The 22146-nt window shown below is 65.9% G+C and carries 25 protein-coding genes; 7 read left to right on the forward strand and 18 right to left on the reverse strand.

The window, feature by feature from the left end; genetic code table 11:
* Positions 1 to 70: 70 nt before the first annotated feature.
* Complete coding sequence (locus AC5P8J_RS04825) at positions 71 to 319, forward strand: hypothetical protein (RefSeq protein ID WP_227854250.1); 249 nt, start codon at positions 71 to 73, stop codon at positions 317 to 319.
* Here AC5P8J_RS04825 and ligD read toward each other — a convergent pair.
* Both ligD and AC5P8J_RS04835 read right to left on the reverse strand, forming a co-directional pair.
* Positions 308 to 2857 carry a DNA ligase D gene (ligD, locus tag AC5P8J_RS04830; RefSeq protein WP_227854251.1) on the reverse strand — a complete coding sequence of 850 codons (2550 nt, stop codon included), beginning with the start codon at positions 2855 to 2857 and terminating at the stop codon, positions 308 to 310. The genes AC5P8J_RS04825 and ligD overlap by 12 nt on opposite strands.
* A gap of 13 nt (positions 2858 to 2870) precedes the next feature.
* On the reverse strand, positions 2871 to 3047 hold the full coding sequence (locus AC5P8J_RS04835) for a DUF3606 domain-containing protein (protein ID WP_019659710.1): 177 nt from the start codon (positions 3045 to 3047) through the stop codon (positions 2871 to 2873).
* Positions 3048 to 3295: 248 nt separating this feature from the next.
* Between AC5P8J_RS04835 and AC5P8J_RS04840 the strand changes: the two genes are divergently transcribed.
* Positions 3296 to 3793: a YciE/YciF ferroxidase family protein gene (locus AC5P8J_RS04840; RefSeq protein WP_021202421.1), complete on the forward strand. Its 498-nt coding sequence runs from the start codon at positions 3296 to 3298 to the stop codon at positions 3791 to 3793.
* A gap of 39 nt (positions 3794 to 3832) precedes the next feature.
* On the opposite strand, the gene AC5P8J_RS04845 is transcribed toward AC5P8J_RS04840, so the two are convergent.
* Genes AC5P8J_RS04845 through AC5P8J_RS04855 form a run of 3 tightly spaced genes read right to left on the reverse strand, consistent with a single transcriptional unit; the run spans position 3833 to position 5791 of the window.
* Positions 3833 to 4567, reverse strand: a complete 735-nt coding sequence (locus AC5P8J_RS04845; RefSeq protein ID WP_227854253.1) for a DNA-formamidopyrimidine glycosylase family protein — start codon at positions 4565 to 4567, stop codon at positions 3833 to 3835.
* Positions 4560 to 5327: a DUF72 domain-containing protein gene (locus AC5P8J_RS04850; protein WP_227854254.1), complete on the reverse strand. Its 768-nt coding sequence runs from the start codon at positions 5325 to 5327 to the stop codon at positions 4560 to 4562. Before AC5P8J_RS04850 ends, AC5P8J_RS04845 begins: the two co-directional genes overlap by 8 nt.
* Positions 5324 to 5791 (reverse strand): BLUF domain-containing protein, encoded by a 468-nt coding sequence (locus tag AC5P8J_RS04855; protein WP_227852901.1) that lies wholly within the window; start codon positions 5789 to 5791, stop codon positions 5324 to 5326. The genes AC5P8J_RS04850 and AC5P8J_RS04855 overlap by 4 nt, the downstream gene beginning before the upstream one ends.
* 303 nt (positions 5792 to 6094) lie before the next feature.
* On the opposite strand from AC5P8J_RS04855, the gene AC5P8J_RS04860 reads away from it, so the two are divergent.
* Positions 6095 to 6418 carry a KGG domain-containing protein gene (locus tag AC5P8J_RS04860; protein WP_227852902.1) on the forward strand — a complete coding sequence of 108 codons (324 nt, stop codon included), beginning with the start codon at positions 6095 to 6097 and terminating at the stop codon, positions 6416 to 6418.
* 121 nt (positions 6419 to 6539) lie between these two features.
* On the opposite strand, the gene AC5P8J_RS04865 is transcribed toward AC5P8J_RS04860, so the two are convergent.
* The 3 genes from AC5P8J_RS04865 to AC5P8J_RS04875 all read right to left on the reverse strand — a co-directional run bounded on the left by AC5P8J_RS04865 (position 6540) and on the right by AC5P8J_RS04875 (position 8581).
* A complete protein-coding gene (locus tag AC5P8J_RS04865) occupies positions 6540 to 7448 on the reverse strand; it encodes a manganese catalase family protein (protein WP_227854256.1) in 909 nt (302 codons plus the stop codon).
* 39 nt (positions 7449 to 7487) lie between these two features.
* Positions 7488 to 8009: a ferritin-like domain-containing protein gene (locus tag AC5P8J_RS04870; RefSeq protein WP_495216647.1), complete on the reverse strand. Its 522-nt coding sequence runs from the start codon at positions 8007 to 8009 to the stop codon at positions 7488 to 7490.
* A gap of 155 nt (positions 8010 to 8164) precedes the next feature.
* Complete coding sequence (locus tag AC5P8J_RS04875; RefSeq protein ID WP_227844341.1) at positions 8165 to 8581, reverse strand: hypothetical protein; 417 nt, start codon at positions 8579 to 8581, stop codon at positions 8165 to 8167.
* A gap of 131 nt (positions 8582 to 8712) precedes the next feature.
* Between AC5P8J_RS04875 and AC5P8J_RS04880 the strand changes: the two genes are divergently transcribed.
* Positions 8713 to 9105: a response regulator gene (locus AC5P8J_RS04880; RefSeq protein WP_111098446.1), complete on the forward strand. Its 393-nt coding sequence runs from the start codon at positions 8713 to 8715 to the stop codon at positions 9103 to 9105.
* Between the two features lie 13 nt (positions 9106 to 9118).
* On the opposite strand, the gene AC5P8J_RS04885 is transcribed toward AC5P8J_RS04880, so the two are convergent.
* The 3 genes from AC5P8J_RS04885 to AC5P8J_RS04895 form a co-directional block, all read right to left on the reverse strand.
* Complete coding sequence (locus tag AC5P8J_RS04885) at positions 9119 to 9517, reverse strand: BLUF domain-containing protein (RefSeq protein WP_111098447.1); 399 nt, start codon at positions 9515 to 9517, stop codon at positions 9119 to 9121.
* A gap of 282 nt (positions 9518 to 9799) precedes the next feature.
* Positions 9800 to 10297 (reverse strand): hypothetical protein, encoded by a 498-nt coding sequence (locus AC5P8J_RS04890; RefSeq protein ID WP_111098448.1) that lies wholly within the window; start codon positions 10295 to 10297, stop codon positions 9800 to 9802.
* Between the two features lie 10 nt (positions 10298 to 10307).
* A complete protein-coding gene (locus tag AC5P8J_RS04895; protein WP_019659722.1) occupies positions 10308 to 11471 on the reverse strand; it encodes a zinc-dependent alcohol dehydrogenase in 1164 nt (387 codons plus the stop codon).
* 149 nt (positions 11472 to 11620) lie between these two features.
* Between AC5P8J_RS04895 and AC5P8J_RS04900 the strand changes: the two genes are divergently transcribed.
* The 3 genes from AC5P8J_RS04900 to AC5P8J_RS04910 all read left to right on the forward strand — a co-directional run bounded on the left by AC5P8J_RS04900 (position 11621) and on the right by AC5P8J_RS04910 (position 13101).
* The gene (locus AC5P8J_RS04900; RefSeq protein WP_019337695.1) at positions 11621 to 11809 is read left to right on the forward strand and encodes a hypothetical protein; all 189 of its coding nucleotides are present in this window, start codon (positions 11621 to 11623) and stop codon (positions 11807 to 11809) included.
* Between the two features lie 98 nt (positions 11810 to 11907).
* On the forward strand, positions 11908 to 12546 hold the full coding sequence (locus tag AC5P8J_RS04905; protein ID WP_227854258.1) for a DUF6766 family protein: 639 nt from the start codon (positions 11908 to 11910) through the stop codon (positions 12544 to 12546).
* A 3-nt stretch (positions 12547 to 12549) separates the two neighbouring features.
* Positions 12550 to 13101 (forward strand): cysteine hydrolase family protein, encoded by a 552-nt coding sequence (locus AC5P8J_RS04910; RefSeq protein ID WP_021202410.1) that lies wholly within the window; start codon positions 12550 to 12552, stop codon positions 13099 to 13101.
* 25 nt (positions 13102 to 13126) lie between these two features.
* Here AC5P8J_RS04910 and AC5P8J_RS04915 read toward each other — a convergent pair whose 3' ends face one another.
* From AC5P8J_RS04915 to AC5P8J_RS04945, 7 genes are all read right to left on the reverse strand, one after another.
* Positions 13127 to 13360, reverse strand: a complete 234-nt coding sequence (locus AC5P8J_RS04915; RefSeq protein WP_227854259.1) for a metallothionein — start codon at positions 13358 to 13360, stop codon at positions 13127 to 13129.
* A gap of 260 nt (positions 13361 to 13620) precedes the next feature.
* Positions 13621 to 14070, reverse strand: a complete 450-nt coding sequence (locus AC5P8J_RS04920; RefSeq protein ID WP_227854260.1) for a BLUF domain-containing protein — start codon at positions 14068 to 14070, stop codon at positions 13621 to 13623.
* Between the two features lie 210 nt (positions 14071 to 14280).
* Positions 14281 to 15126 (reverse strand): aldose epimerase family protein, encoded by an 846-nt coding sequence (locus AC5P8J_RS04925; RefSeq protein ID WP_188249897.1) that lies wholly within the window; start codon positions 15124 to 15126, stop codon positions 14281 to 14283.
* On the reverse strand, positions 15116 to 16153 hold the full coding sequence (locus AC5P8J_RS04930) for a glycoside hydrolase family 43 protein (protein ID WP_188249896.1): 1038 nt from the start codon (positions 16151 to 16153) through the stop codon (positions 15116 to 15118). The genes AC5P8J_RS04925 and AC5P8J_RS04930 overlap by 11 nt, the downstream gene beginning before the upstream one ends.
* Before the next feature lie 16 nt (positions 16154 to 16169).
* Positions 16170 to 17654, reverse strand: a complete 1485-nt coding sequence (locus AC5P8J_RS04935; RefSeq protein ID WP_111101953.1) for an MFS transporter — start codon at positions 17652 to 17654, stop codon at positions 16170 to 16172.
* A 59-nt stretch (positions 17655 to 17713) separates the two neighbouring features.
* Positions 17714 to 20407, reverse strand: a complete 2694-nt coding sequence (locus tag AC5P8J_RS04940) for a glycoside hydrolase family 3 protein (RefSeq protein ID WP_227854261.1) — start codon at positions 20405 to 20407, stop codon at positions 17714 to 17716.
* Positions 20404 to 22098, reverse strand: coding sequence for a glycoside hydrolase family 43 protein (locus tag AC5P8J_RS04945; RefSeq protein WP_134734893.1), 1695 nt, complete (start codon positions 22096 to 22098; stop codon positions 20404 to 20406). The genes AC5P8J_RS04940 and AC5P8J_RS04945 overlap by 4 nt, the downstream gene beginning before the upstream one ends.
* Positions 22099 to 22146 lie beyond the last annotated feature (48 nt).

Here is a 22146-nt window from a genome sequence, read left to right on the forward strand (position 1 = left end):
GTCCGCTGTGCGGCCCACAACACCCTCCTTGCGATGCGGTTGCCAGCTTGCCCGGAAGGAGGAACCCGCAGTGAGCACGCACCTGGGGCTCGACCTGATCATCGCGCAACTGGAGGAAACGCTGCCGGAATGGGCGGCGTTCTACCCCGAGCAGCAGTTCATGCGCATGCTCGCCGAAGCGCTGGACTACATTGCTGCCAGTGCGGACCCGGAGGCCCGGCTGTACTGCGTGATGCGCACCGGGCACCTCCATCTGTTCAGCGGAGAGATTCCGTGGCCGGCGGGCCATGGAGGCCCTGGCCGTTTGCTACGGGTCTGACTGCGCCCATCGCGCGAGATTCTGTTTCACTTGCCCGATGCCGGCCCACGGGTCCTTGCGGCGTCGTTTGAGCTTTGCCGGCACATCCTTGATCGTGAACCCGTCGGCGCGCTTGAGTTTTGACAGATCACTCCATGCAATCGGCAGCGCCACCGGCGCCCCCGGCCTGGCCCGCAACGAGTACGACGCGACGGCCGTTGCTCCGCGCCCGTTTCGCAGATAGTCAACGAAGATCCGCTTGTTGCGCAGGCTTTTGGTGGCTGTTGCCAGAAACCGCTGCGGCTCGGATTGCGCCAGCGCTTCGGCGAAACCCTTCGCAAAGCGCTTGGTCAGGTCCCAATCGCATCCCGGGTTGAGCGGCACGACCACGTGCAGGCCCTTTCCGCCGGATACACGCAGGAATGACTCCAGCTCCAGCTGCGCCAGCAGTTTGCGGATGTCGGTGGCCGCTTTCCTGACCTCGGCAAAGGGAACGCTGGGTCCTGGATCCAGATCGAACACCACCCGGTCGGCCTGGTCGGGCGTTTCGGCATGGCTGCCCCACGGGTGGAATTCCAATGCGTTGAACTGCACCAGTTCCAGCAGGCTGGCCGGGTCACGCACCACCAGGTAATGCGCGTTCACCCCGCTTTCTTCCTTGAGCTTTACTGCGTCGACCAGCTCCAGCCCGGCCGTATGGTGTTTCTGGAAGAAGCAGGGCTTTGTGGCGCCACTGGGGCATCGGATGATCGAGAGCGGGCGGTCAATCACCTCGGGAAGCAGGTGCTCCATCACTGCCGTGTAGTAATCCCACACGTCCTGCTTGGTGTAACCGTCGCCGGGGAACAGGATCTTGCCCGGCGAGGACAGCGATGGCGGCGCGCGATCCGCCACCGGTGCCAGCCTGGTCTTGCGCGCAGGCCGCGGAGGTGCCGGTGTGCGCGCCGCCGCCAGGGCCGTTCCAGCGCGATCGGAATCGGCGAGGTCGCCGATATCCTTGTCCGCGCGCACCGCCTTCAGCGACGCCTGGCGCAACAGCTTCTGCCCGCCGATCCCGCGGTAGAAGACCTCCACCACGAATCGCGGCTCGAACCAGGTCGCAGCGCGCAGGTCGGTGTCCTGGGTGGGCACGTACGCGGTTGGCTTGCGGCCGCCACCGCCCTTGATGCGCTTGCTGATGTCGCCGATCAGCTCGTCCGAGAACCCGGACCCCACCCGGCCGGCGTAAAGCCAGCCGTGCTCCGCATCTGGACGGGCCAGCAGCAGCGCGCCGAAGCCGGCACGGCTGCCTTTGGGTGCGGTGTAGCCCACCACCGCAAACTCGTCACTGGCCAGCTGTTTGGTCTTGCGCCAGTCATCACTGCGGCCGCTGTGGTAGCTGCCGTCGGCGCGCTTGGAAATGATGCCTTCGAAATGCTGCTCACCGGCCAGGCGATAGGCCTCGCCGCCATCGCCCTGCACATGGGAACTGAACGCCAACGGGCTGCCCTGTCCTTCCAGCAAGGACTGCAGCAAGGCCTTGCGCTCCAGGAGCGGCGCATCGGCGACGTCCACGCCATCAAGATGCAGCAGATCAAACAGGGCATACGTCAGCACGCCCTGGCGCTCGCCGGAGAGCGTGGCCTGCAGCAGGTTGAAGTCCTCCTTGGTGCCGGCGCCGGCGATGAGCTCACCGTCCAGTGCGGCTGAAGTCAGGCCCAGCGCCGCCACCGCGTCACGTATCTCGGGGATCTTGCCGGTCCATTCCAGTGCATTCCGGGACCACAGCTGCACCTTGCCCTTGGCGACCGTGGCAAGGATGCGGTACCCGTCCCACTTGATCTCGTGGACCCACTGCTCGCCCTGGGGCGGCGCGTCTCCCAGCTTGGCCAACTGCGGTTCGAATGGACCGGACGGCGCTGCGGCCTTTCTTGCCTTGCTGAGCGCCAGCGCCTTCTTCGCCCAGTTCGTTCGTCGGGTGCGCTTGACGGGTACCGCGGTGAGCCGCTTCTTCGCGCTCTTGCCGGCCCCGGCCCGCTTCAGATCCTCCGCTGGCGCTTCAGCGACATCCGCCAGCAGATCGTCTGCCTCGATGTCGCCGGCGAATTCGTCGTCATCCTTGAACAGCAGCCACTGCGGTTGGCGCGCCGGCTTCCCGGAGCGGACCAGATGCCATCCGCCCTTCAGTTTGGCGCCGAACAGTTCGAAGCGCAGATGGCCCTTGGCGAGCTGGGCTTCCGGGTCGCCCTGCGTCGCCCACACGCCATGGTCGAACTGGGCCACATGGCCACCGCCGTACTGGCCTTTGGGGATTTCGCCTTCGAAGGCCGCATAGTCGACAGGATGATCTTCCACCTCCACCGCCATGCGCTTGACCTTCGGGTCGTAACTGGGCCCCTTGGGCACGGCCCAACTCTTCAGCGCGTCCCCTACCTGAAGGCGGAAGTCATAGTGCCTCCGGCTGGCATGGTGCAGCTGCACCACGAAAATGGCGCGTTGCCCTTTCGGTAGCGCCTTGCCCGGCTCGGGCTCCTTGGTCTTGTCAAAACTGCGCTTGCGGCGGTACTCGACCAGGGACATGGGCAGCTCCGCGCTATTTTCCCAGATGCTTGCGGACAGCAACGACGGTGGGTCCGACCGCCGCCACAGCAGCACGAAGTTCCTTGGCGGACACGCCCAGCGTGGTGGTCCAGTACTGCAGCTCGTAATCTTCGTTGACGTTGATGCGATCCCGGTCCGGGCGGCCGGTTTTCTGCTTGTCATCGCTCATGGGAGTCTCCGCGCGTGGTCGGGCGTGAAGTGACCGTACCGGCCGGTGCATGGGCACGAGGCGATGCCATTGTGAAGCCATGGCGAAGGCCTGGCGGCACCGGCGCCAACCCGCAGTGGCGGATCCCGCATCGTGAAGGGCACGCGCACGGTTCGCGTGGACCTTCACATGCCGCCTTCACCTGGCACCTGCCTGATCGCAACCGGGAAGACCCTACGCTGATCGCTCCACTCACTGCGGAGCCCAGTATGGCTATCAAGACGGCGGAAGACCTGTTCATCCACGAACTCTCGGATATCTACAGCGCCGAGAAGCAGCTGACCAAGGCCCTCCCACGCCTGGCCCGTGCGGCCGAGAATCCGGACCTGGCCACGGCGTTTGAGACGCACCTGGAAGAGACCCAGGGCCAGATCGAACGCATCGACCAGGTTGTCGAGATCCTGGGCATTCGCCTGAAGCGCATCAAGTGCGCGGCGATGGAGGGCCTGGTGGAGGAAGGCAAGGAAGTGATCGACAGCATCGACAAGGGCCCTGTGCGGGATGCTGCGCTGATCGGCGGCGCGCAGAAGGTCGAGCATTACGAGATTGCGTCCTACGGGACCATTGCCGCGCTGGCCAAGCAGCTGGGCTACAAGGACGCCCTGCCGCTGCTGCTGGAGACGCTTGAGGAAGAGAAGGCCACCGACGAAAAGCTGACCCTGCTGGCCAAGGACGGCGGCAACGCCAAGGCCGCGCAGGCCGCCTGATCGGCGCGCCTTGGAACCCGGCTGCCACGGACGGCGGCCTCAGTGCCCGTAGAGCACCTGATCATTGGGGCAGAAGAACGTGCGCCGCCGCGTGGTCCCCATGTAGAGCTTGCTGATTGGGCCACCGCACAGGGGACAGACCTTCTTCGTGTGCACCTGCCAATGCTTCTTCAGCTCGAAGCGCCGCTTCCATTCCAGGAAGTCGAAGCTGTAGGCGCGCGCCTGGCCGATCAGCGCGGTAAGCCTGCGTGGCGGCAGGTCGCCCAAGCGGGTGGCGGGGTGCACGCCTATACGGAACAGCACCTCGTTCTTGATGATGTTGCCCACGCCGGCAAAGACCGTCTGGTCCAGAAGCGCATCGCAGACCATGACGTCCGGCATTGCCTTCAGCTTGCGCCGGGCCAGCTTCGGATCCCAGGCATCGTTCATCACGTCCGCGCGCCAGTCGTAGACGTCGTCCAACGGCTCGTCGATCAGCCGCACGGAACACGCATAGAAGTTCAGCTCGCCATTGTCGAACAGCAGGGATACACGCGCCGGGGTTGGCTTCCGTTCGTCGATGCGCGAGCTGCCGAACATCATCAGATGGATGCGCAGTGTGTGGCGGCTGAATTCCAGCAGGAAGTGCTTGCCCCAACTGCGGACCGCCTTGACCCTTCGGCCCTGCAGCGGCGACAGGTCGATGCGGCTGTTTCCGGAGACGGTGCGGACCACGTGCCCTTTGAAATGGCTAGTGGCTTCGCGCAGCAGTACGATGGAAGGACCTTCAGGCATGGGCGTTCTCCTGCAGCAGCGCCTGCAGGCGCAGTGCGTTGCCGGTGGCATGGCCCAGTGCTGTATTGTCCAGTACGAACCAGGCCGGCCGTTGCGCATCAGCGTCGCGCCGCAGCCCTTGCGCCAGTTCCGCCAGGGCCTGTTCGCTGTACGCACTGCGATAGATCTGCGGCTGGCCGTGCCAGCGCCAGTAGCTCCACGCACGATCACCGCCGGGAACCGCTGCCGCCGGCACACGTGCCGGATCTGCGGCTACCCGTGCAACACCATGCGCGCTCAGCAGCGCATCCACGTCCGCCGTGAACCAAGTCGGATGCCGCGGCTCGCACGCTACATCGGCCTGCGTGCGCGCGCGCAGGCCCCGCAGGAAGGCTTCGGCCGTGGCCGTGTCGTACACCAGGCTGGGCGGCAGCTGCAGCAGCAATGGACCGAGCTTTCCACCCAGCTCCAGCACGCCCTCAAGGAACTGTTCGAGCGGCTGCATTGCATCGCGCAGCCGACGCTCATGGCTGATCTCGCGCGGGAGTTTCACCGCAAACCGGAAGCCCTCCGGAACGCTCGCCGCCCATCGCGCGTAAGTCCTGGGCTGGTGCGGTCGATAGAAGGAAGAGTTGATCTCCACCATCGACAGGCGTGTGGCATAGCGCTGCAGTAGGCTGTCGCCCGCGCCGAACGCTTCCTGATCCGCCCGCGGCAGCGACCATCCCGCACAACCGACGCGTGGTGGGCCGGACGCAACCGGGGCGGCTGTGGCCTTCATCGTGCCAGCTGCCCGTCTGGTTCGATGATGCCACCCGCGCTTGCTTCCGTCTGCGATTGCGAAACCGACAGTAGTTGATCCAGGGCACTGGTGCCCGACTGCAGCGCCGACGCGCTGCGCACGAATCCGGTCCAGTCGGAAATGGCGATCTTTCCCAGCGCGAGCTCATCCACCCGCACGCTGCGCATCCGCCAGCGCGGAAACTGTCGGCGACCCACCCTGCCCCGGTTCAGTTCGACGATTCCGCTGTGGCTGCTTGCAGCCAGAATGCGCGTGTACACCGCCTTGACCCCTGCCTCCGGGCCTTCCAGGTACTGCAGGAAGCGCGAGCCATCGAACAGCAATGTGCCGGTGACATCGGCGGACTCGTTGAACTGCACCGCCTCCGCCACGAGTTGCTGCAGCCGATGTTCCGTCAGGTTGCGGGAGGCTTCACTTACATAGGCAATCGCTCTGAAGGGCATGGCACCACCGGTTGTTGCAGACCGCTCTACCTTAGCCACACCGATCGTACGCGCGGTGAGACCGGTGTGGAGGCTGCGTCGAACTGTGGCGTGTACCTTCCGCATCGCGTTGACGCACGGTTGGGCCGCGGAACGTGTGTCTGCCACTGTGCGCACGCGTGCAGGGATGTTCGTGGAGGCCGGATGAGGAATCAGAGCCTTCCGGATGACGCGACGTTGGCGGTCGTGCCACCGCCGTCTAGCGCCGGATCTGGAAGATGGTCGCTGCCGCCAATGAGGCGGCTGAACCCAAGGAGACTTTCCATGGCCAACCAGAACCAGAACCAGGGCACCAGCAACCGCGGTTTCGCTTCGATGGACGAGGACAAGCAGCGCGAGATCGCCGCCAAGGGTGGACGTGCCGCGCACGAGTCAGGCAACGCCCATGAATTCAGCTCGGAAGAAGCACGCGAAGCCGGCCGCAAGGGCGGCGAAGCAGTGAGCCAGGACCGCCAGCACATGGCTGACATCGGCCGCGAAGGCGGCCAGAACAGTCGCGGTGGTGGCAACCAGGGCGGCAACCAGGGCGGCGGGCAGCAACAGCAGGAACGCGGCGGCAACAACAACCGCGGTGGCCAGCAGCGCTGATCGGCGCTGAAACCCGTTGCATCCCTTCGTGGGCGGACGTGATGTCCGCCCACTTTTGTACGCCCCACGCGGCTCAGGGGCGTTGCAACCGGAGCGCCGCGAACGGGCGCCCCGGCTTCTTTCACGGCTCGCGTGGCGGCAGGTCCAGTGCACCTGCACCCGGGCCTGCCCCCAGCTCGGCCCCGGTGGCCGGCCGCGCTTCCGGGTCGGAGAGCGTGCGAAGGGTCATGGCCTGCACCGCCGCTTGTTCGCGCGGGTCCAGGTCCACCGTGCCGCCGCCGTCGCCACCATCCACAGCGGCCTGTGCGTCGCGGTCGCTGACCCGCTCCCAGAGCTCGCCGCTGTTCCAGCTGCCCTGCAGATCGTCGGCGCCGTCACCCTGCGACATGTCCATGTACAGGTCGGTGAACGCCGGATCCCCCGGCAGCTTGCCCGGTGGGAAGTTGGGCTGGATGCTGTGCAGCGCTTTCTCGAACGACTTCATGTGCGCGATCTCGCGGGTCATCAGGAAGCGCAGCGCATCCTTGATGCCCGGGTCGTCGGTAACGTTGATCAGGCGCTCATACACCAGCTTGGCGCGCGCTTCGGCCGCGATGTTCGAGCGCAGGTCGGCGGTGGGGTCGCCGATCGAGTCAATGTAGGCGGCTGTCCACGGCACCCCGCTGGAATTGACCAGCGCGGGGCCGCCGCCGTACAGGATCTGTTCGGTGTGGCTGGTGCTGTTCTGGCCCAGCAGCCGCATGTCCTCGGCCTCGGCAAGCCCTTCGGACTGGATCGCCTTGGGCCCGCGGTTGAGCATGGCGATGATGGTGCCGATGATCTCCAGATGACTGATCTCCTCGGTGGCGATGTCCATCAACAGTTCCTTGCGCCCGGGATCGCATTCGCCAAGTCCCTGGGTGAAGTAGCGCATCGCGGCGGCCAACTCGCCCTGTGGGCCGCCGAACTGTTCAAGCATGAGGCTGGCGAGCTGCGGGTTGGATTCGCGGACGCGCACGGTATACATCAGTTTCTTGTGATGAAAGAACATGAGGGCTTCTCCGGTGGCTGGTGTGGGCTGGCTTAGGGGTCAACGCTTGGCTTGGGCGCCGGGCGTTTCGTCACGGTTGAGGAACGCTCCGACCAGCCCGTCCTGGTGGTCCTCCAGCCAGCGCGCCATGGCAACCTCTTCCTGCAGGATCTGGCCGCACACCGCCGCAATGTCGGGCGCGCCGGCGCGCTCGGCAGCGATCACCAGCGCCCTGTACGTGGCGATCTCGGTGTTCTCGAAGCCAAATGAAAGGCCCACGCTCTTGACCACCTCGTCCTCCATCAGCGTGTTGCCGGCGGCGTGGATGGCGGCGGTCATGCTCGCGAACAATCCCTTCGCGGTGGGCACGCTTCCTCCCAGCGCCTCAATGCACTGCCGCAGTGAGGCAGCCTGCCCCTGCGTCTCCTGGACGTGCTGGCTGATGCGTGCGGCAAGCTGGGGATAGTTCTCGATCCGCGAAGCCATGGCCTTCATCATGGTCTCCGCTTCCTGTTCCATGGCGTAGGCGTCCTGCAGCCACTTCTGCAGGCGCTCGCTTCGGGCGGTGTTCTGGTCTGCCATCTCGATCTCCGGTGCGGGGCGACATGCCTCCGGAGACCATCGTGGAGCGAGCGCAATCACCGCGTTGCGGGCGATGTGAGCCGCCGCAGGTTGGCGTTGCACGCGGCGCTGATGCAGCGATAACATCCGCACCCCGGACTGGACCCGGGGCACCCTCAGGTCGCCAGGGCGCTCGATGCGACCGCGCCCGCCCTGGGGCCCCGGGGGCGGGTGTTCGAAGCGCCCCCGCCGTCCGCCGCCATCACGGCCTGCATCACGCGGTGTTGAGCGCGGTGCCCACCCCCGTCCACGCCCACGACATAGACAAAACGGCCATCAAATTTGGCCTGTGCGCCTTCAAGGGCATCGTCGGCCTGCAATGCCCGCTTCAGCGACTTCATCCATGTCCGTTCAGGCGTACGGTCCAGTTCCACGACAATGGCGGCGCCGCCACAATCGAGCGGCATGCACTCGATACGCAGCACGCCTGGAGAGGCCGCTTCGTTTCCGGATAGAGGCATGACAGAAACTCCGATACAGGGGTCGGCGGCAGTATCCACAGCGCATGCCAAGAAGCCGTCAACGAGATCCATAAGGCCCTCCACGCCTCCTCCACGAGGTTGGCACTCGCGCAAGGCTTCGCGCCGGACTGACAATGTGCACGCAGGATCTTGATGCAGCACAGCAGAAACTCGTGTTCCCAGGACAACACAGGCATGTACGCATGCAATCCGCAATGAGCCAGCGCAGGTGCAACCTGCTGCTGGTGGAAGACCAACTCGACCTGGCCACACTCATGGAGCACGCCCTTGAGGACGTGGGTGATCAGGTGACGCATGCCTACAGCGTGTTCGACGCTCTCGGGCTGCTGGACACCCAGCGATTCGACGGCGCCGTGCTCGATGTCGAACTTCGCGACGGTGTGGTCTTTCCCGTCGCTGATCGCCTGGCAGAACTCGGCATCCCCTACCTGTTCGTCTCTGCGGTCTACGACCAGCTGGTGCCGCAGCGCCACCGGCGCGCAGCCTTCGTTGCCAAACCGTTCCATGTGAGTCAATTGCAGGACACGGTTCGGCGCGTGCTGGGCGATACCTGCGCGCAGCCGCCCCCGCATTGAATCCATGCAACCGTCACCCCAGGTGCGGGGCTACCACCAGGCCCAGCTGGCGCAGCGCGCCGCCACGGGAGAGGCCATCCCAGTTGCCGTGCGCGACGCTACGGATCTCGGAGGCCTCAACCCACAGCAACCGCATCGACCAATAGGGAAAGAACCTGCCGGAAACCCTGCCGCGGCCCAGTTCGATCAGCTCGCGATGGCTGCGGGCACTGAGAATGCGGCTGTACACCACGTTGATGCTGTCTTCCGGCCCCTCGATGTACTGCAGGAAGCGGAGCCCGTCATAAAGAAGCACACCCGTAACGCCGGCTTCAAGGTTGAAGCGGGCGGCGGCCCTGGCGAGGTCATCCACATGGTCCATGGAAAGCCCCGATGTCGCCTCACTTGCGTAGGCGACTGCACGGAGGGGCACATTCGTTCCTTCTGGCGCAGGAAATTTCCTGCACTTCAATGATCGCCGCGCTGATGTAGGCAGAGATGAGGTGTTCAATCGCCGGGCTACCAGTGCCCTCCCCCGAGCTGCACGCTGCGATAACGCGTCGGCAGGCGGGAGCTTCTGCGCTCCCGGCCGAGCGGTTCAGCGCCAACAGCGTTCACGGCTGTTGATGGTAATGGGCGCAGGCGCCGGCGGCCACATCACTCGGCTGGAAGCGTGGCGTGCCCATGAATACCCTGTGCGGTGATCCTCACCCGGTCAGCGCGGGCGCCTCGCTCTCGCCCTCACGCACTGGAGAAGCTCCCACAGCCAAGGCAGCACCACCAGGCCAGACGCCGGCAGCAGGACCCACCACCAGATCCCGGGTGCTGCCGGTTCCACACTGAGCGACCATCGAGGATGGGCCTGCCAGGCCACCCAGGCCAACAGGACCCACGGCGCGGCATCCAGCACACTGTGCACATGCTGCTCCGCCGGACTGATGCGTCTGCGGCCGTCTGCGCTGACGGTGTCTAGGTAGCCGGCGATTGCGTGAGCAATGACCAGAAGCGCCAGGAGCGTGACCAGCGACAACGTGTTTTCCAGCAGCAGCCACGCCAGCACGCCGCTGCCGATCAGAAGCAGCTGCACCCCATGCAACAGGCTTTCGCGCATCGCGGAGGTGTGTGGAAGGTCGGTCCGGCGGTGAAAATGGAAGTCCAGCGAACCGGCCAACAACCACAGTGCGTACACACAGCCCACGACAATCGCACTCATGGCGCCACGCTCACGGTGTCAGAACGATCTTGCGGCAGTCGTCATCCTTGGCATCAAACATCGCATAGCCCTGCGCTGCATCGGCCAGGCGCATCCGGTGCGAGATGATGTCACCCGGATCCAGCTTTCCTTCCAAGATGGCGTCGAGCAGCTCCGGCATCAGTCCCTGCACGTGGGTCTGCCCCATCTTGAACGTCAAGCCCTTGTCGAACGCGTCACCCAGCAGGAAACCGTGGATGAAGCCGGCATAGACACCGGGGATGCTGACAACGCCGCCGCGGCGGGCCGCGGCGATGCACTGCCGGATCGCCACCCCGCTGCTGCCTTCCAGTTTCACGGCGGTCAGCGCTGACTCCAGCGCACTCCCTTCGGCCTCGAAGCCTACGGCCTCGATGCAGGCGTCTGCGCCCCGCCCGCTGGTCTGGGTCAGGATGTAATCGGCCGGGTCCTCGATCTCCCTGAAGTCGATGGGGGTCACCCCGTAGGCGCGACGCGCGTAGTCAAGGCGGTAGCGAAGATGGTCCACCATGAAGATGGTCTCGGCCCCCAGCAGCCGGCAGCAGGCTGCGCTCATCAGCCCCACCGGCCCGGCACCGAAGATGGCCACCGTCGAGCCGGGCTTGACCCCAGCGTTCAGCGCGGCCTGGTAGCCGGTGGGCAGGATGTCTGAAAGGAACAGAACCTGCTCGTCGGCCACGCCTTCCGGGATGCGCAGCGGGCCTACATTCGCCTTCGGCACGCGTACGAATTCGGCCTGCCCGCCGGCCACGCCGCCATACAGATGGCTGTAGCCGAACAATGCGGCCGGAGGCAGTATGCCCTTCTGGTTCAGTGCGGCGCCCTTGCCCGGATTGGTGGTCTCGCAGGCGGCATACTCGGCCAGCCGGCAGTGGAAGCACTCGCCACAGGCAATCACAAACGGGATCACCACGCGATCACCGGGTTTCACCTGGGTCACGCCGCTGCCGACCTCTTCCACCACGCCCATGAATTCGTGGCCCAGCACATCGCCATCGTGCAGGTCAGGAATCTTGCCCCGATACAGGTGCAGGTCCGAACCACAGATGGCGGTGGCGGTCACCCTCAGGATCAGATCATCCTCGGCCGCCAGCACCGGGTCCGGCACGGTCTCGACGCGCACATCCCTGCGGCCGTGATAGGTCAATGCCTGCATCGCGGTTCTCCAGAAAGATCGGAACATCAGCATCTCAGGGCTGTCCCCCTGCTGCGGTGACATCCGGGTGTGCGCGGCGTTCATTCCGCGGCGTCGTGGCGTTAACCCGGCGCGGTGCAGGCTTCAGGTTCTCGCCGCAGGAGCTGCTCATGAACGACAAGTTGCCTTTCAATCCAACCACGGACGTGGACGATCAGTCGAAGGCCCACACGCCGGACAAGCGTCGCAACGACCAGGCCAGGTGGAAGGACCACGACATGCCCGACGATGGGGACGGCCCCAAGGCGGTACCTGAAGACTACGAGCGCCCGGATCCTGACCCGACAGGCAAGCGTTGAGCCCGCCTCACATCCTCGATGCGCAGTGATCACGAGCCCTGCCCTCTTGCCCGCGCATGCTTCCGCACGGTCTCTGGAACAGCTGATCGAGGTGTTGCATGTGGAAACGCAACGGTCTCTCGCTGGTGCTGCTTGCACTCACCGTCGTGTTCATCGTTGGGCAGGCAGTTGCGGGGCACCATGTCCACAACCAGGAGTTGACGCAGCACGGGCGCGCGCCGATCGATCTATGGCACTACCTGGCGACCGGCCACTTCGTCAGCGCCACATTCGAGAACTGGGAGAGCGAATTCCTGCAGATGGGCATGTATGTCCTCCTGACCGTCACCCTTCGCCAGCGTGGCTCGGCTGAATCGCGGCCGCTGGATCCTGCACAGGAGCAGAGCCGCGTCGAGCCAGGACCTACGCCCTGGCCGGTGAGGCGTGGCGGCGTCTGGAAGGTGCTGTACGGTCATTCGCTTGCAATCGCCTTCGGGCTGTTGTTCCTGTTGAGCTTCACGCTGCATGCGTTGGGAAGCTGGCGAGCCGAGCAGGCCGAGCAGCTGTTGCGGGGCCTGCCCGCACCCGGCTTCCTGCGGCACCTGGCCAGCAGCACATTCTGGTTTGAATCGATGCAGAACTGGCAGAGCGAATTTCTCGCCGTGCTGTCCCTGGTTGTACTGACGATCTTCCTGCGCCAGAAGGATTCACCGCAGTCCAAGCCGGTCGAGGCCCCGCACGCACAGACAGGTGATTGAGGCATGGGACAGGATCCATCGACGGCCTTGCTGATCATCGACATGTTCAGCCGTTTCGACTTCCCCGGCGCGCAGGATCTTGCGCCCGTTGCGGAGCGGGCGGCCAGACAGATCCGGCGTTTGAGAGACCACTTCGATGACCGCAGGTGGCCGGTCATCTATGCCAATGACAATTTCTCCGACTGGAAGCGTGACTTCCGACAACAGGTTGCGCAGTGCAGGCGGGACGGGGGCGCAGCCGGGCGGATAGCCGACCTGCTCTCGCCCCTGCCCGATCACTACTTTGTACTCAAGCCCAAGCACTCGGCGTTCCTCGCCACCCCGCTGCCGGTCCTGCTGGCCAAGTTGGGCGTGCGCCGACTTTGGCTCAGCGGGATGACAGCCGATTCGTGTGTGCTGGCAACCGCGTTGGACGCCAACGCCAGGGAGTTCGACGTCGTCCTGGCAAGGGAGGCCGTGGCGGGGATGCCGTCACAGAAACAGCGGGCAATGGCGCTGCTCGCCGATTCGGGAGCAGCCCGGGTGGCACGAATTGCTTCTCTGGTGCCGGCATGACCAGCGGGATGGAGCAGCATTCGGCTCAAGCCCGGTCTGCGACACCCTTTACACCGGCATGACCGGCGCAATGTGCGCAGCAGAAAATCCGGCCGTTTCCCTCGACACCGTGTCCGATGATGGCGCAATCGCAGTGGGCGCAGCGCGGGGCGAACGCATGGATCGCGCATTCGAAGGAATCGAACGTGCCGCTACGCCCGCCTTGCTGTACGGTGAAGCTCTTGTCGTAGTCGTTGCCGCAGACATCACAGGTAGCCATCGGGCACCTCCTGCTCTGGAAGGAGCCTGCAGTGTGGCCATCACGGATGTCGGCGGCAGTGAAAGCACCGTGTCACGACTGTGCAGGGTCTTCACGCGGAGAGCGGCATGGCACCTGCCCTGCATCGTCCGTCCGGACCCGTCCAATGAACCGGCACGCCAGCATGATCTGCACGATGCAGTGATCGCGGGCAGTGCGGGTTGACTGGAACTGCAGGAGATGACTGCTCGCCCGTAGCGTACGTTGGCAATCCCCTTGCGTTATGCGGCAAGAGCGTACGGCTCCACCAGTCCCACCAGCAGATCCATTGCCGATTGCCCACCGGCCGACGTATCGCCACGCTGCACGAAGCCGACCCAGTCCGCGTGGGCCAGCGACTTCAACGGCCCGGGATCTACCGGAAGCCAGCGCATCGGCCAGAACGGCAGGCGCCGGTTGCCCACCCTGCCCCGCTGCAGCTCCACCAGCCCTGCGTGGCTGGTTGCGCCCAGCACACGCGCGTACGCCACCCGTAACCCGTCCTCCGGTCCCTCCATGTACTGGAGAAACCGCCCGCCATCGAAGAGAAGCACGCCGGTAACGCCGGCGTCCCGGTTGAAACGTGCGGCGTCGTCGACCAGCTGGTCCAGCCTGTTGCCCTCCTTGCGCCCGTTGTCGCCCACAACAGTGGGGCTGGCTTCGCTGACGTATACCACTGCCCTGATAGGCATCGGTTGCTCCTGTGACGAATCCCCCCAGATTCCGATGGCCTCACCGTAGCCCATCCGAGGACCTGGGAAGTTCCCATCGTGTGTATTCCGTGATCCGATCGCCACTATCCGACCAGCGGTGCACCTTTCCTCGGCGTGTTCAGGATCCGCAGCCGGTCTTCCTCCTGTGCCGGCACCGCAGGTTCGGGGAGACGCATGCCAGTGCCAGGCTCACGCCCTGTCCGCTGCCCACGCCAGGTCGAACGTCAACGCGAGGCGCTGGCCGGGCTCCAGCCGGTGCGGCGCCAGCGTGAAGCCGTCCGGCGGACCGCTCTGGGGCTCCACACAGGTGGCGTGCGGCGTGCCGTCGTAGACCACCCAATGGTCGTGGTCCGAGCGCAGCCGCAGGCGCTGGCCTCCGCGTATCAGCGTGATGTCGCTGTCGGCGATGAAGCAGTCATCCCAGGGACCGGTAGTGGGAGCCACACAGGGCAGCGTGGCAATACCTTCCCCGTCCCGCGGGTACATCGCACGAGGCGTGAACAGCAGCCCGTCAGGCTTCCGGAACCAGGGATGCCAGCCCAGCACCGCCGGCATCGCCTGCTCGCCGGCCTGGACCGAAAGGCGCATCTGCAGGGCGTGAGCCTCCAGCTGCAGGTCCAGCATGGCGATGCCACCGAAGGGCCAGTAGCCGTCGTGCGGCAACGCCAGCGCCAACCTGGCTGCCGCCGCATCCAGCCGGTCGATCTGCCACGGTCGCGAGAAGCCCAACCCATGAATGGCATGCCCGTCGAAGTTGAGCGGCAGCCGATGCGGCCTGCCATCAAAGCGGAACGTTCCATGGCGGATGCGCCCGGCCCAGGGCACCATCGGGTAGCAGCCCCAGGCGATCGCAGCCGCCCCGCCCGCCTGCGCATCCACCAGCCACTCCACGCCCTGGTAACGCAGGTGCGCCACGCGCCCGCCCGCCCCTGCGGCGAGCGCAACCTCCAGTTCGCCGCATCTCAGCCAGTGCAGTTCACCGGCCGGCAGCGGGGCCAGCGCATCATCCACCGGCAGCATGCGCTCAGGCCCCATACGGATTGATCGTGCGGATGCTTCCGTCCGGCTCCATGTGCAGCGGTGTGCACTTGGCCGAGCGCAGGTGGGTGATGCCGCCGGACATCAGTGCATCGTGATAGAACAGGTACCACTGCCCTTCGAACTGGCAGATGGAGTGGTGGGTGGTCCAACCGACCACGGGGGTGAGGATCACGCCAGCGTAGGTGAACGGGCCATACGGGCTGTCGCCGATGGCGTAGCACAGCTGATGGGTGTTGCCAGTGGAGTACGACAGGTAGTAGCGCCCCTGGTACCTGTGCAGCCACGGGCCTTCGAAGAAGCGGCGCGCGTGGTCGTCCGCACGCAGCGGCTGGCCATGCTCATCCAGGATCTGCACTTCGCGGGTGGGCTCGGCCAGCTCGGTCATGCTGGCATCCAGGCGGCCCACGCGCGGCCCCAGGGCCGGTGCGCTGCCCTCGGGTTCCTCGTGTGCCACGTCGTACTGGTTGTCACGATACTTCTGCAGTTGCCCGCCCCAGATGCCGCCGAAGTACAGGTAGTGGCTGCCATCCTCGTCTTCGAACACGGCAGGGTCGATCGAGTACGCGCCCTTGATCGGCTCCGGCTGGGGCACGAACGGGCCCTCCGGCCGCGTGCCGATCGCCGCGCCGATGCGGAACCGGCCCTCGGCGTCCTTGGCCGGGAAGTACAGGTAGTAGCGGCCATCGCGGCAGGCGGCATCGGGGGCCCACATCTGTTTCCGCGCCCAGGGCACGTCGCGCACGTGCAGCGCCATGCCGCAATCCACGGCCGTGCTGTCGGGCGTATCCATCTTCAGCACATGATAATCCTGCATGCCGAAGTGACCACCTTCGTCGTCGAACGGCTGGCCACCGTCGATGTCGTGCGACGGATAGATGTACAGGCGCCCCTCGAACACGTGCGCCGAAGGGTCGGCGGTGTAGATGTGGGTCACCAGCGGTTGCGAAATGGCGTGTGCGGTGAGCTGCGCAAGACGGGCTTCGCTGGCCTGGCCGTCTTCGCCGGCATGGAGGTCGATCATGGTTGTCATCTTGGCCTTACGCGGAAGCGTCGGCGGAACGGCGACGCAGGTGGAGGTCCTGCTCGATGCGGGTCTCGGTGCGCTTGTCGATCCTGTAGAAGAACAGCAGCGCGACGGCGAGCAGGAAAGGAAGGGAGCAGTAGACGCTTACGGTCAAGCGGATGCCCTGCACCACGGCCTCAGGCTGCTGCGCCAGTCCTGCCTGGTAGCCGTAGTGCGCAAGGATGGCCGCGACCAGCGCGCCTCCGACGCTGAGGCCGATCTTCAGCCCGCACAGCATCGCCGAGAAGATGATCGCGGTCGCCCGCCGATGGTTCTTCCACTCCGAGTAGTCCGCGACGTCGGCGATCATCGCCCACAGCAACGGGATGGTGATGCCATAGCAGAAGCCATGCAGCATGAAGGCAGCGAAGGCCACCGCCACGCCCGTGGGTGGAAACAGGTAGAAGGCAAGCAGGAACAGGGTCGAGACAAACAGGGCGCCACCGAAGACGTCGCGCTTGCCGAAGCGATCCGCCAGCCGTCGTGATGCGCCGATGCCCAGGATCATGCACAGGATGCCGCACGCGTTGAACAGGCTGAACGCCGAGGTGGCCGCGTCCTTCGGCCAGGTGAACGCCGCGAAGCCGGCGCTGGCCAGGGCAGCATTCAAGGCGCTGATCAGGCCGTTGAAGCCTGAGCCGTCCAGGAAGCCGGCCAGCGCGGCTTCACTCATGTAGTACTGGAAGTAATAGATGTAGGTGCCGCCCTTCAGCGCCAGGTTGATGAATACCAGCACGGTCAGGGCCAGCATCACCTGCCACGGGCGGTTGTGCAGCAGGTCCGACAGGTCCTGCAGTACGCCCCCGGTCTGCTCGCGCGTCGGCACGATGCGTTCGCGAGTGGTGGCGAACGTGATCAGGAAGAACACCGTGCCGATGATGGCGAATGCGGTCATGACCTGCTCGAAGCCGCGCACCCGGTCGCCATCGCCCAGGATCAGCACCAGCGGCATCAGCAGCACCTGGATGATGAACTGCGCGACCATCACAGCCACGAAGCGGTAGGCCGAGAGGCTGTTGCGCTGGGCCATGCTGCCGGTCAGCACGCCGCTCAGCGCCGAGTACGGCAGGTTGTTCGCGGCGTAGACGCAGACCAGCAGCGCGTAGGTGGCCAGTGCATAGATCACTTTTCCGCGCTCGCCCAGGTCCGGGGTGCTGAACGCCAGCAGCGACAGCACGCCGAACGGAATGGCTGTCCACAGGATCCATGGGCGGAAGCGGCCCCAGCGTGTGGATGTGCGGTCCGCCGCGATGCCGATCAACGGCGTGAACACGAACGCACCGAGCAGGCCCACCACGAAGATGATCGTGGCCGCGGTGGCAGCCGGCAGGCGGTAGACGTCGGTGTAGAAGAACGCCAGGTAGGTGATCAGGGTCTGGAAGATCAGGTTGGCGGCGAGATCGCCCAGGCTGTAGCCGAGCTTCTCGCGTACCGATAGCGCGTGTTCAGTGCTTGCCATGCAGCGGACGTCCTTGAAAAGGAATCTGGTCGAAGCGGAATCGATGCCGGCGGGGATGATCAGTCAAGCGCGGTCACCACGGTGAACCTGCCCTGCGCACGTATATCGGCACTGGACGCCCCCACCCTGACCTCATAGGCACCGGGCTGCACCGCGTACGCCGCGCGCGCTTCGTCATAGTGGCGCAGGGCCTGCGCCGCCTCCAGGATGAACGTCACCGTGCGGCGTTCGCCCGGGGCCAGCTGGACGCGCTGGAAGCCACGCAGTTCCTGCACGGCGTCGCCGCTGCCAGCGTGCTCGCGCCGCACGTACAGCTGCACCACTTCGTCACCGCTGCGGGTGCCCGCGTTGGTCACATCCACCGCCACGCCCAGGCGGCCATCGGCGCGGAGGCTGTCTGCATCGAGGCGAAGCGTTCCATAGTCGAATCGGGTATACGACAGACCGTGACCGAACGGATACAGGGGCGTGCCGCGGAAGTAGCGATAGGTGCGGCCCTCCATGGCGTAGTCGTCGAATGCCGGCATCGCTTCGCCGGCCTTGTAGAACGTGACCGGCAAACGGCCGGCGGGATTGACGTCGCCAAACAGCGCCTGACCGACTGCGGTGCCGCCGCGTTGCCCGGGGTACCAGCTCATCAGGATCGCCGGCAGATGCGCCTGCGCCCAGTCCACGGCGATGGCCGAGCCACCGGTAAGCACCATTACCACCGGCTTGCCGGTGCCGTGCAGGGCCTCCAGCAGGGTGCGCTGCGGCGCGGGCAGCCGCAGGTCGGTACGGTCGCCACCGGCAAAGCCCGGGTAGTTGACCGTCATCTCTTCGCCTTCGACATCGCCGGTGAGTCCACCAACGAACACCACCACATCGGCATCGCGTGCGGCATCGAGCGCTTCATCGAACGGTGCCTTGGCGCCGGGCATGCGCCAGCCCAGGCGCACGCCGGCATCGCGCTGGTCGTCGTAGTACTCCAGCTTCAGGTCATAAGCACGCCCGGCCTGCAGGTCGAGTTCGACACCCTCGGCATGCAGGCGATCCGTGTTCACCCAGTGATCGATCACGCGCTTGCCGTCCAGATACAGGCGGTAGCCATCATCGCCGGCCACCTCCAGCCGGTAGCGACCGGACACGGGGGGCAGCAGCTGGCCGCTCCAGCGGATGCTGAAGCGGTCGTTGGGAATCCCCTGCCCCGGTGCCGCTTCGCCGCGTGCCAGCAGGTTGTCGGTCGGCGAGCCGCGGTCCCAGCGGAAGCCGATCTGCGCGTCGGTACGCACCAGGGCCGGAGTGCCGGACAGGTCGGGCGTGCGGAAGTACTCACCGCGCAGGCCGCGCTCGGGCGACTCCGCCGAGGGCCGCAGGTAGGTCGGCTCGATCAGCGGTGTGGCGCCGGGATCGTCGCGGCCCTCCACCAGGTCGACGCCGCGGGCATAACGCACTTCAACGCCCTTGGCCGCCTCGCGTACGCCCTGCAGGATCGTCACCGGCGCCGCCGGTGTGCCGAAGTAGTTGCCGAGCAGTGCCATGGTGTCGTCGGCAGTGGGTCCGACCACGGCAATGCGCTTGATGTCGCGCGACAGTGGAAGGATGCCGTCGTTCTTCAGCAGCACGAGCGATGCCTGCGCGGCCTTGAGGGCCAGCGCATCATGGGCCGGCGCCTGGTTCACCGAGGCCGGAATGCGCGCCCAGCGCACCCGCTCCGGCGGATCGAACATGCCCAGGCGCATCCGTGCGGTGAACAGGCGGGTCACCGCATCGTCGATCTCCGCCTCGCTGATCAGCCCTTGGCGCACTGCGGCAGGCAGCGTTGCGTACTCCTGGCCGCATTCCAGCTCGGTGCCGTTCCTCACCGCCAGCGCCGCAGCGGCTTCGCGCGTGGTGACGATACGGTGGTGCTTCCAGATATCGACGATGGCCCAGCAGTCCGAGACCACGTAGCCCTTGAAACCCCAGTCGCGTCGAAGCACATCGTGCAGCAGGAAACGGCTGGCACTGGCGGACTCGCCGTACACGCGGTTGTAGGCGCCCATGACCGCATCCACTTCGCCCTCCTTCACCAGCGCCTCGAACGCCGGCAGGTAGGTGTCATACAGGTCGCGCCGGCTGGGCCGTGCATCGAAGTGATGGCGGTCGGCCTCCGGTCCGCTGTGCACGGCCAGATGCTTGGCGGTGGCGTCCAGCTTGCGGTAGACGGGGTCGTCGCCCTGCAGGCCACGTACGAAGGCCACGCCCATGCGCGCGGTGAGGTACGGGTCCTCGCCATAGGTTTCCTGTCCGCGCCCCCAGCGCGGGTCGCGGAAGATGTTGACGTTCGGCGACCAGAAGGTCAGGCCCTGGTAACGGCCATGCGCGCCTTCGCGGAAGAACTGGTGGTGCTTTGCGCGGGCCTCGTCGCTGATGGTCGTGGCCACCTGCCCCATCAACGGTACATCGAAGGTCGCGGCCAGGCCGATTGCCTGCGGAAACACCGTGGCCTGCCCTGCCCGTGCGACGCCGTGCAGTCCCTCGTTCCACCAGTCGTAGGCGGGTACCCCCAGCCGTTCGATCGCCGGCGCGGCGTTCTGCATCTGCGCGGCCTTCTCTTCCAGCGTCATCTGCGCGACGAGTGCGGCGGCCCGTTGCTCGAAGCTGGCCGAAACGTCCAGCCAGGGCCGCGGCGCGGCCGCGGACGCGGCGGCCGCCACGCAGGTCAGTACGAACAGGGCGGCCCCACCGCGCAAGGTACGGCGGCGGGCCTTGGACGAAATCGACAGCCTCATTTGCTTCTCCCGGTGCGCTCGTCGCGCGCGAAAGGACCCAGCAGTGCGCCCACGAAGCCGCCTGCCCGGTCCGTACTCAGAACGGTGCCGTCCACCCCGCCTGCGAGCAGTTGCCAGCCCTGCCCATCGCCAGTGTCGAACGAGAACGCATAGTCGCCCTCGTTGCCGGCAACCTTCAGGCGCAGTGCTGCAGGCACAGGTACTTCACGGCTGGCCAGCGTCCGCGTGCTGCGGCCACCGTCGCGCGCTTCGAGGAAGAGCGAGAGGCGCCCCCCGCCAAGGTCACGAACGCCAAGGAAGTACCAGTACGCCTCGCTCTGGAACGCCGCCAGACCGGCGGCGACTCCGGAAGCTGGCGGGGTCATCGCGGTGCTCGCCTCGAAGCGCAGATGCTGCTGGCGCCGGCCGAGAAATGCCGGATTGCGCAGCGTGTCCAGATCCTCGGCAAGCGGGTGCACGGCCAGCATGCCGGGGCGCGTGGCCAGGTCGGCCCAGGCATGCCTGGGCACCCGCACGCGCAGCCACTGTGGATCAAGCGTCGGGCCATCGAAATTGTCGCGCGCTACGAAATTGCCGGTCGAAGGGGCCTGGGATGCCTCGCCCTGCATCCACGCGGGGGCCTTGGCCACATAGGGAATGGCCTGGTCAACCGGCAGGATCTGCGGCCAGCCATCCTGCCAGCGTACCGGCAACAGGTAGGTCTCGCGCCCGGTGTTGTAGTGCTGCTTCTGGTAGTTGCGGCTGGCCAGGAACACCGCCCACCACGAGCCATCCGGGCCTTCGACCAGGTCGGCATGGCCGGCATTGGTGATCGGAAGTGGACGGTCGTCCGGCAGTTCGCGCTGGGTCAGGATCGGATTGCCCGCATAGGGAACGTAGGGGCCCCACACCGTGCGGCTGCGCAGCACCACCTGCGAATGCTGCGGCCCGGTACCTCCTTCAGCGTCGGACAGGTAATACCAGCCCTCCCGCTTGTAGATGTGCGGTCCCTCGATCCAGATGGGATTCTTTGCCGGCTCCACGCCTCCATCAACCAGCACCCGGCGCGGCCCGACCGGCCTGAATGCCGCCAGATCGATCTGCTGCATCCAGATGGCGCGGTGCCCGTCGTAGCGCGGCGGGCCGGGCGGTGCATCGTTGTTGACCAGGTATACCTTGCCGTCATCGTCGAAGAACAGTGACGGGTCGATGCCATCGATGCCGGGCAGCCAGTGCGGATCGGACCACGGACCGGCCGGATCGCGCGCGGTGGCGATGAAGTTGCCACCACTGTCGGTGGCGGTGGTGACGACGTAGAACGTACCTTCGTGGTACTCGATGGTCGGCGCGAAGATGCCGCGCGAGACGCTCAGGCCGTCGAAATCCAGTTGCGTGGGGCGGTCAATCACATTGCCGATCTGCTTCCAGTGCACCAGGTCGGCACTTTCGAACACCGGAATGCCCGGGAAGTAGGTGAAGCTGGAATTGACCAGATAGAACCGGCCGTTCGCGCGCACGATGCTGGGATCGGCATGGAAGCCGGCCAGGACGGGATTGCGGTAGTGCCCGGCCGGCAGCGGCACTTCAAACGCCTGGTCATTGCCGCGGTACTCGAACCAGTCGAAGTACACCGGCGGAGCATCCGGCGGCGCGCTGGCCCGGGTGGTTGCGGCCGACAGCAGGAACAACGCCCCCAGCAGGTGGCGCGCCATCGACCTCAGGCCGGCCCTGTCGCGGGCCACAGGGGACTGCTTGGACAA

Source organism: Stenotrophomonas sp. YJH_SMC_37, from assembly GCF_059370035.1.

Coding starts and splice junctions, on each gene's coding strand:
- ligD (WP_227854251.1), bottom strand. CDS start 2,857: ATGTCCCTGGTCGAGTACCGCCGCAAGCGCAGTTTTGACAAGACCAAG.
- AC5P8J_RS04835 (WP_019659710.1), bottom strand. CDS start 3,047: ATGAGCGATGACAAGCAGAAAACCGGCCGCCCGGACCGGGATCGCATC.
- AC5P8J_RS04840 (WP_021202421.1), top strand. CDS start 3,296: ATGGCTATCAAGACGGCGGAAGACCTGTTCATCCACGAACTCTCGGAT.
- AC5P8J_RS04845 (WP_227854253.1), bottom strand. CDS start 4,567: ATGCCTGAAGGTCCTTCCATCGTACTGCTGCGCGAAGCCACTAGCCAT.
- AC5P8J_RS04850 (WP_227854254.1), bottom strand. CDS start 5,327: ATGAAGGCCACAGCCGCCCCGGTTGCGTCCGGCCCACCACGCGTCGGT.
- AC5P8J_RS04855 (WP_227852901.1), bottom strand. CDS start 5,791: ATGCCCTTCAGAGCGATTGCCTATGTAAGTGAAGCCTCCCGCAACCTG.
- AC5P8J_RS04860 (WP_227852902.1), top strand. CDS start 6,095: ATGGCCAACCAGAACCAGAACCAGGGCACCAGCAACCGCGGTTTCGCT.
- AC5P8J_RS04865 (WP_227854256.1), bottom strand. CDS start 7,448: ATGTTCTTTCATCACAAGAAACTGATGTATACCGTGCGCGTCCGCGAA.
- AC5P8J_RS04870 (WP_495216647.1), bottom strand. CDS start 8,009: ATGGCAGACCAGAACACCGCCCGAAGCGAGCGCCTGCAGAAGTGGCTG.
- AC5P8J_RS04875 (WP_227844341.1), bottom strand. CDS start 8,581: ATGGATCTCGTTGACGGCTTCTTGGCATGCGCTGTGGATACTGCCGCC.
- AC5P8J_RS04880 (WP_111098446.1), top strand. CDS start 8,713: ATGCAATCCGCAATGAGCCAGCGCAGGTGCAACCTGCTGCTGGTGGAA.
- AC5P8J_RS04890 (WP_111098448.1), bottom strand. CDS start 10,297: ATGAGTGCGATTGTCGTGGGCTGTGTGTACGCACTGTGGTTGTTGGCC.
- AC5P8J_RS04895 (WP_019659722.1), bottom strand. CDS start 11,471: ATGCAGGCATTGACCTATCACGGCCGCAGGGATGTGCGCGTCGAGACC.
- AC5P8J_RS04900 (WP_019337695.1), top strand. CDS start 11,621: ATGAACGACAAGTTGCCTTTCAATCCAACCACGGACGTGGACGATCAG.
- AC5P8J_RS04905 (WP_227854258.1), top strand. CDS start 11,908: ATGTGGAAACGCAACGGTCTCTCGCTGGTGCTGCTTGCACTCACCGTC.
- AC5P8J_RS04910 (WP_021202410.1), top strand. CDS start 12,550: ATGGGACAGGATCCATCGACGGCCTTGCTGATCATCGACATGTTCAGC.
- AC5P8J_RS04915 (WP_227854259.1), bottom strand. CDS start 13,360: ATGGCTACCTGTGATGTCTGCGGCAACGACTACGACAAGAGCTTCACC.
- AC5P8J_RS04920 (WP_227854260.1), bottom strand. CDS start 14,070: ATGCCTATCAGGGCAGTGGTATACGTCAGCGAAGCCAGCCCCACTGTT.
- AC5P8J_RS04925 (WP_188249897.1), bottom strand. CDS start 15,126: ATGGGGCCTGAGCGCATGCTGCCGGTGGATGATGCGCTGGCCCCGCTG.
- AC5P8J_RS04930 (WP_188249896.1), bottom strand. CDS start 16,153: ATGATCGACCTCCATGCCGGCGAAGACGGCCAGGCCAGCGAAGCCCGT.
- AC5P8J_RS04935 (WP_111101953.1), bottom strand. CDS start 17,654: ATGGCAAGCACTGAACACGCGCTATCGGTACGCGAGAAGCTCGGCTAC.
- AC5P8J_RS04940 (WP_227854261.1), bottom strand. CDS start 20,407: ATGAGGCTGTCGATTTCGTCCAAGGCCCGCCGCCGTACCTTGCGCGGT.
- AC5P8J_RS04945 (WP_134734893.1), bottom strand. CDS start 22,098: ATGGCGCGCCACCTGCTGGGGGCGTTGTTCCTGCTGTCGGCCGCAACC.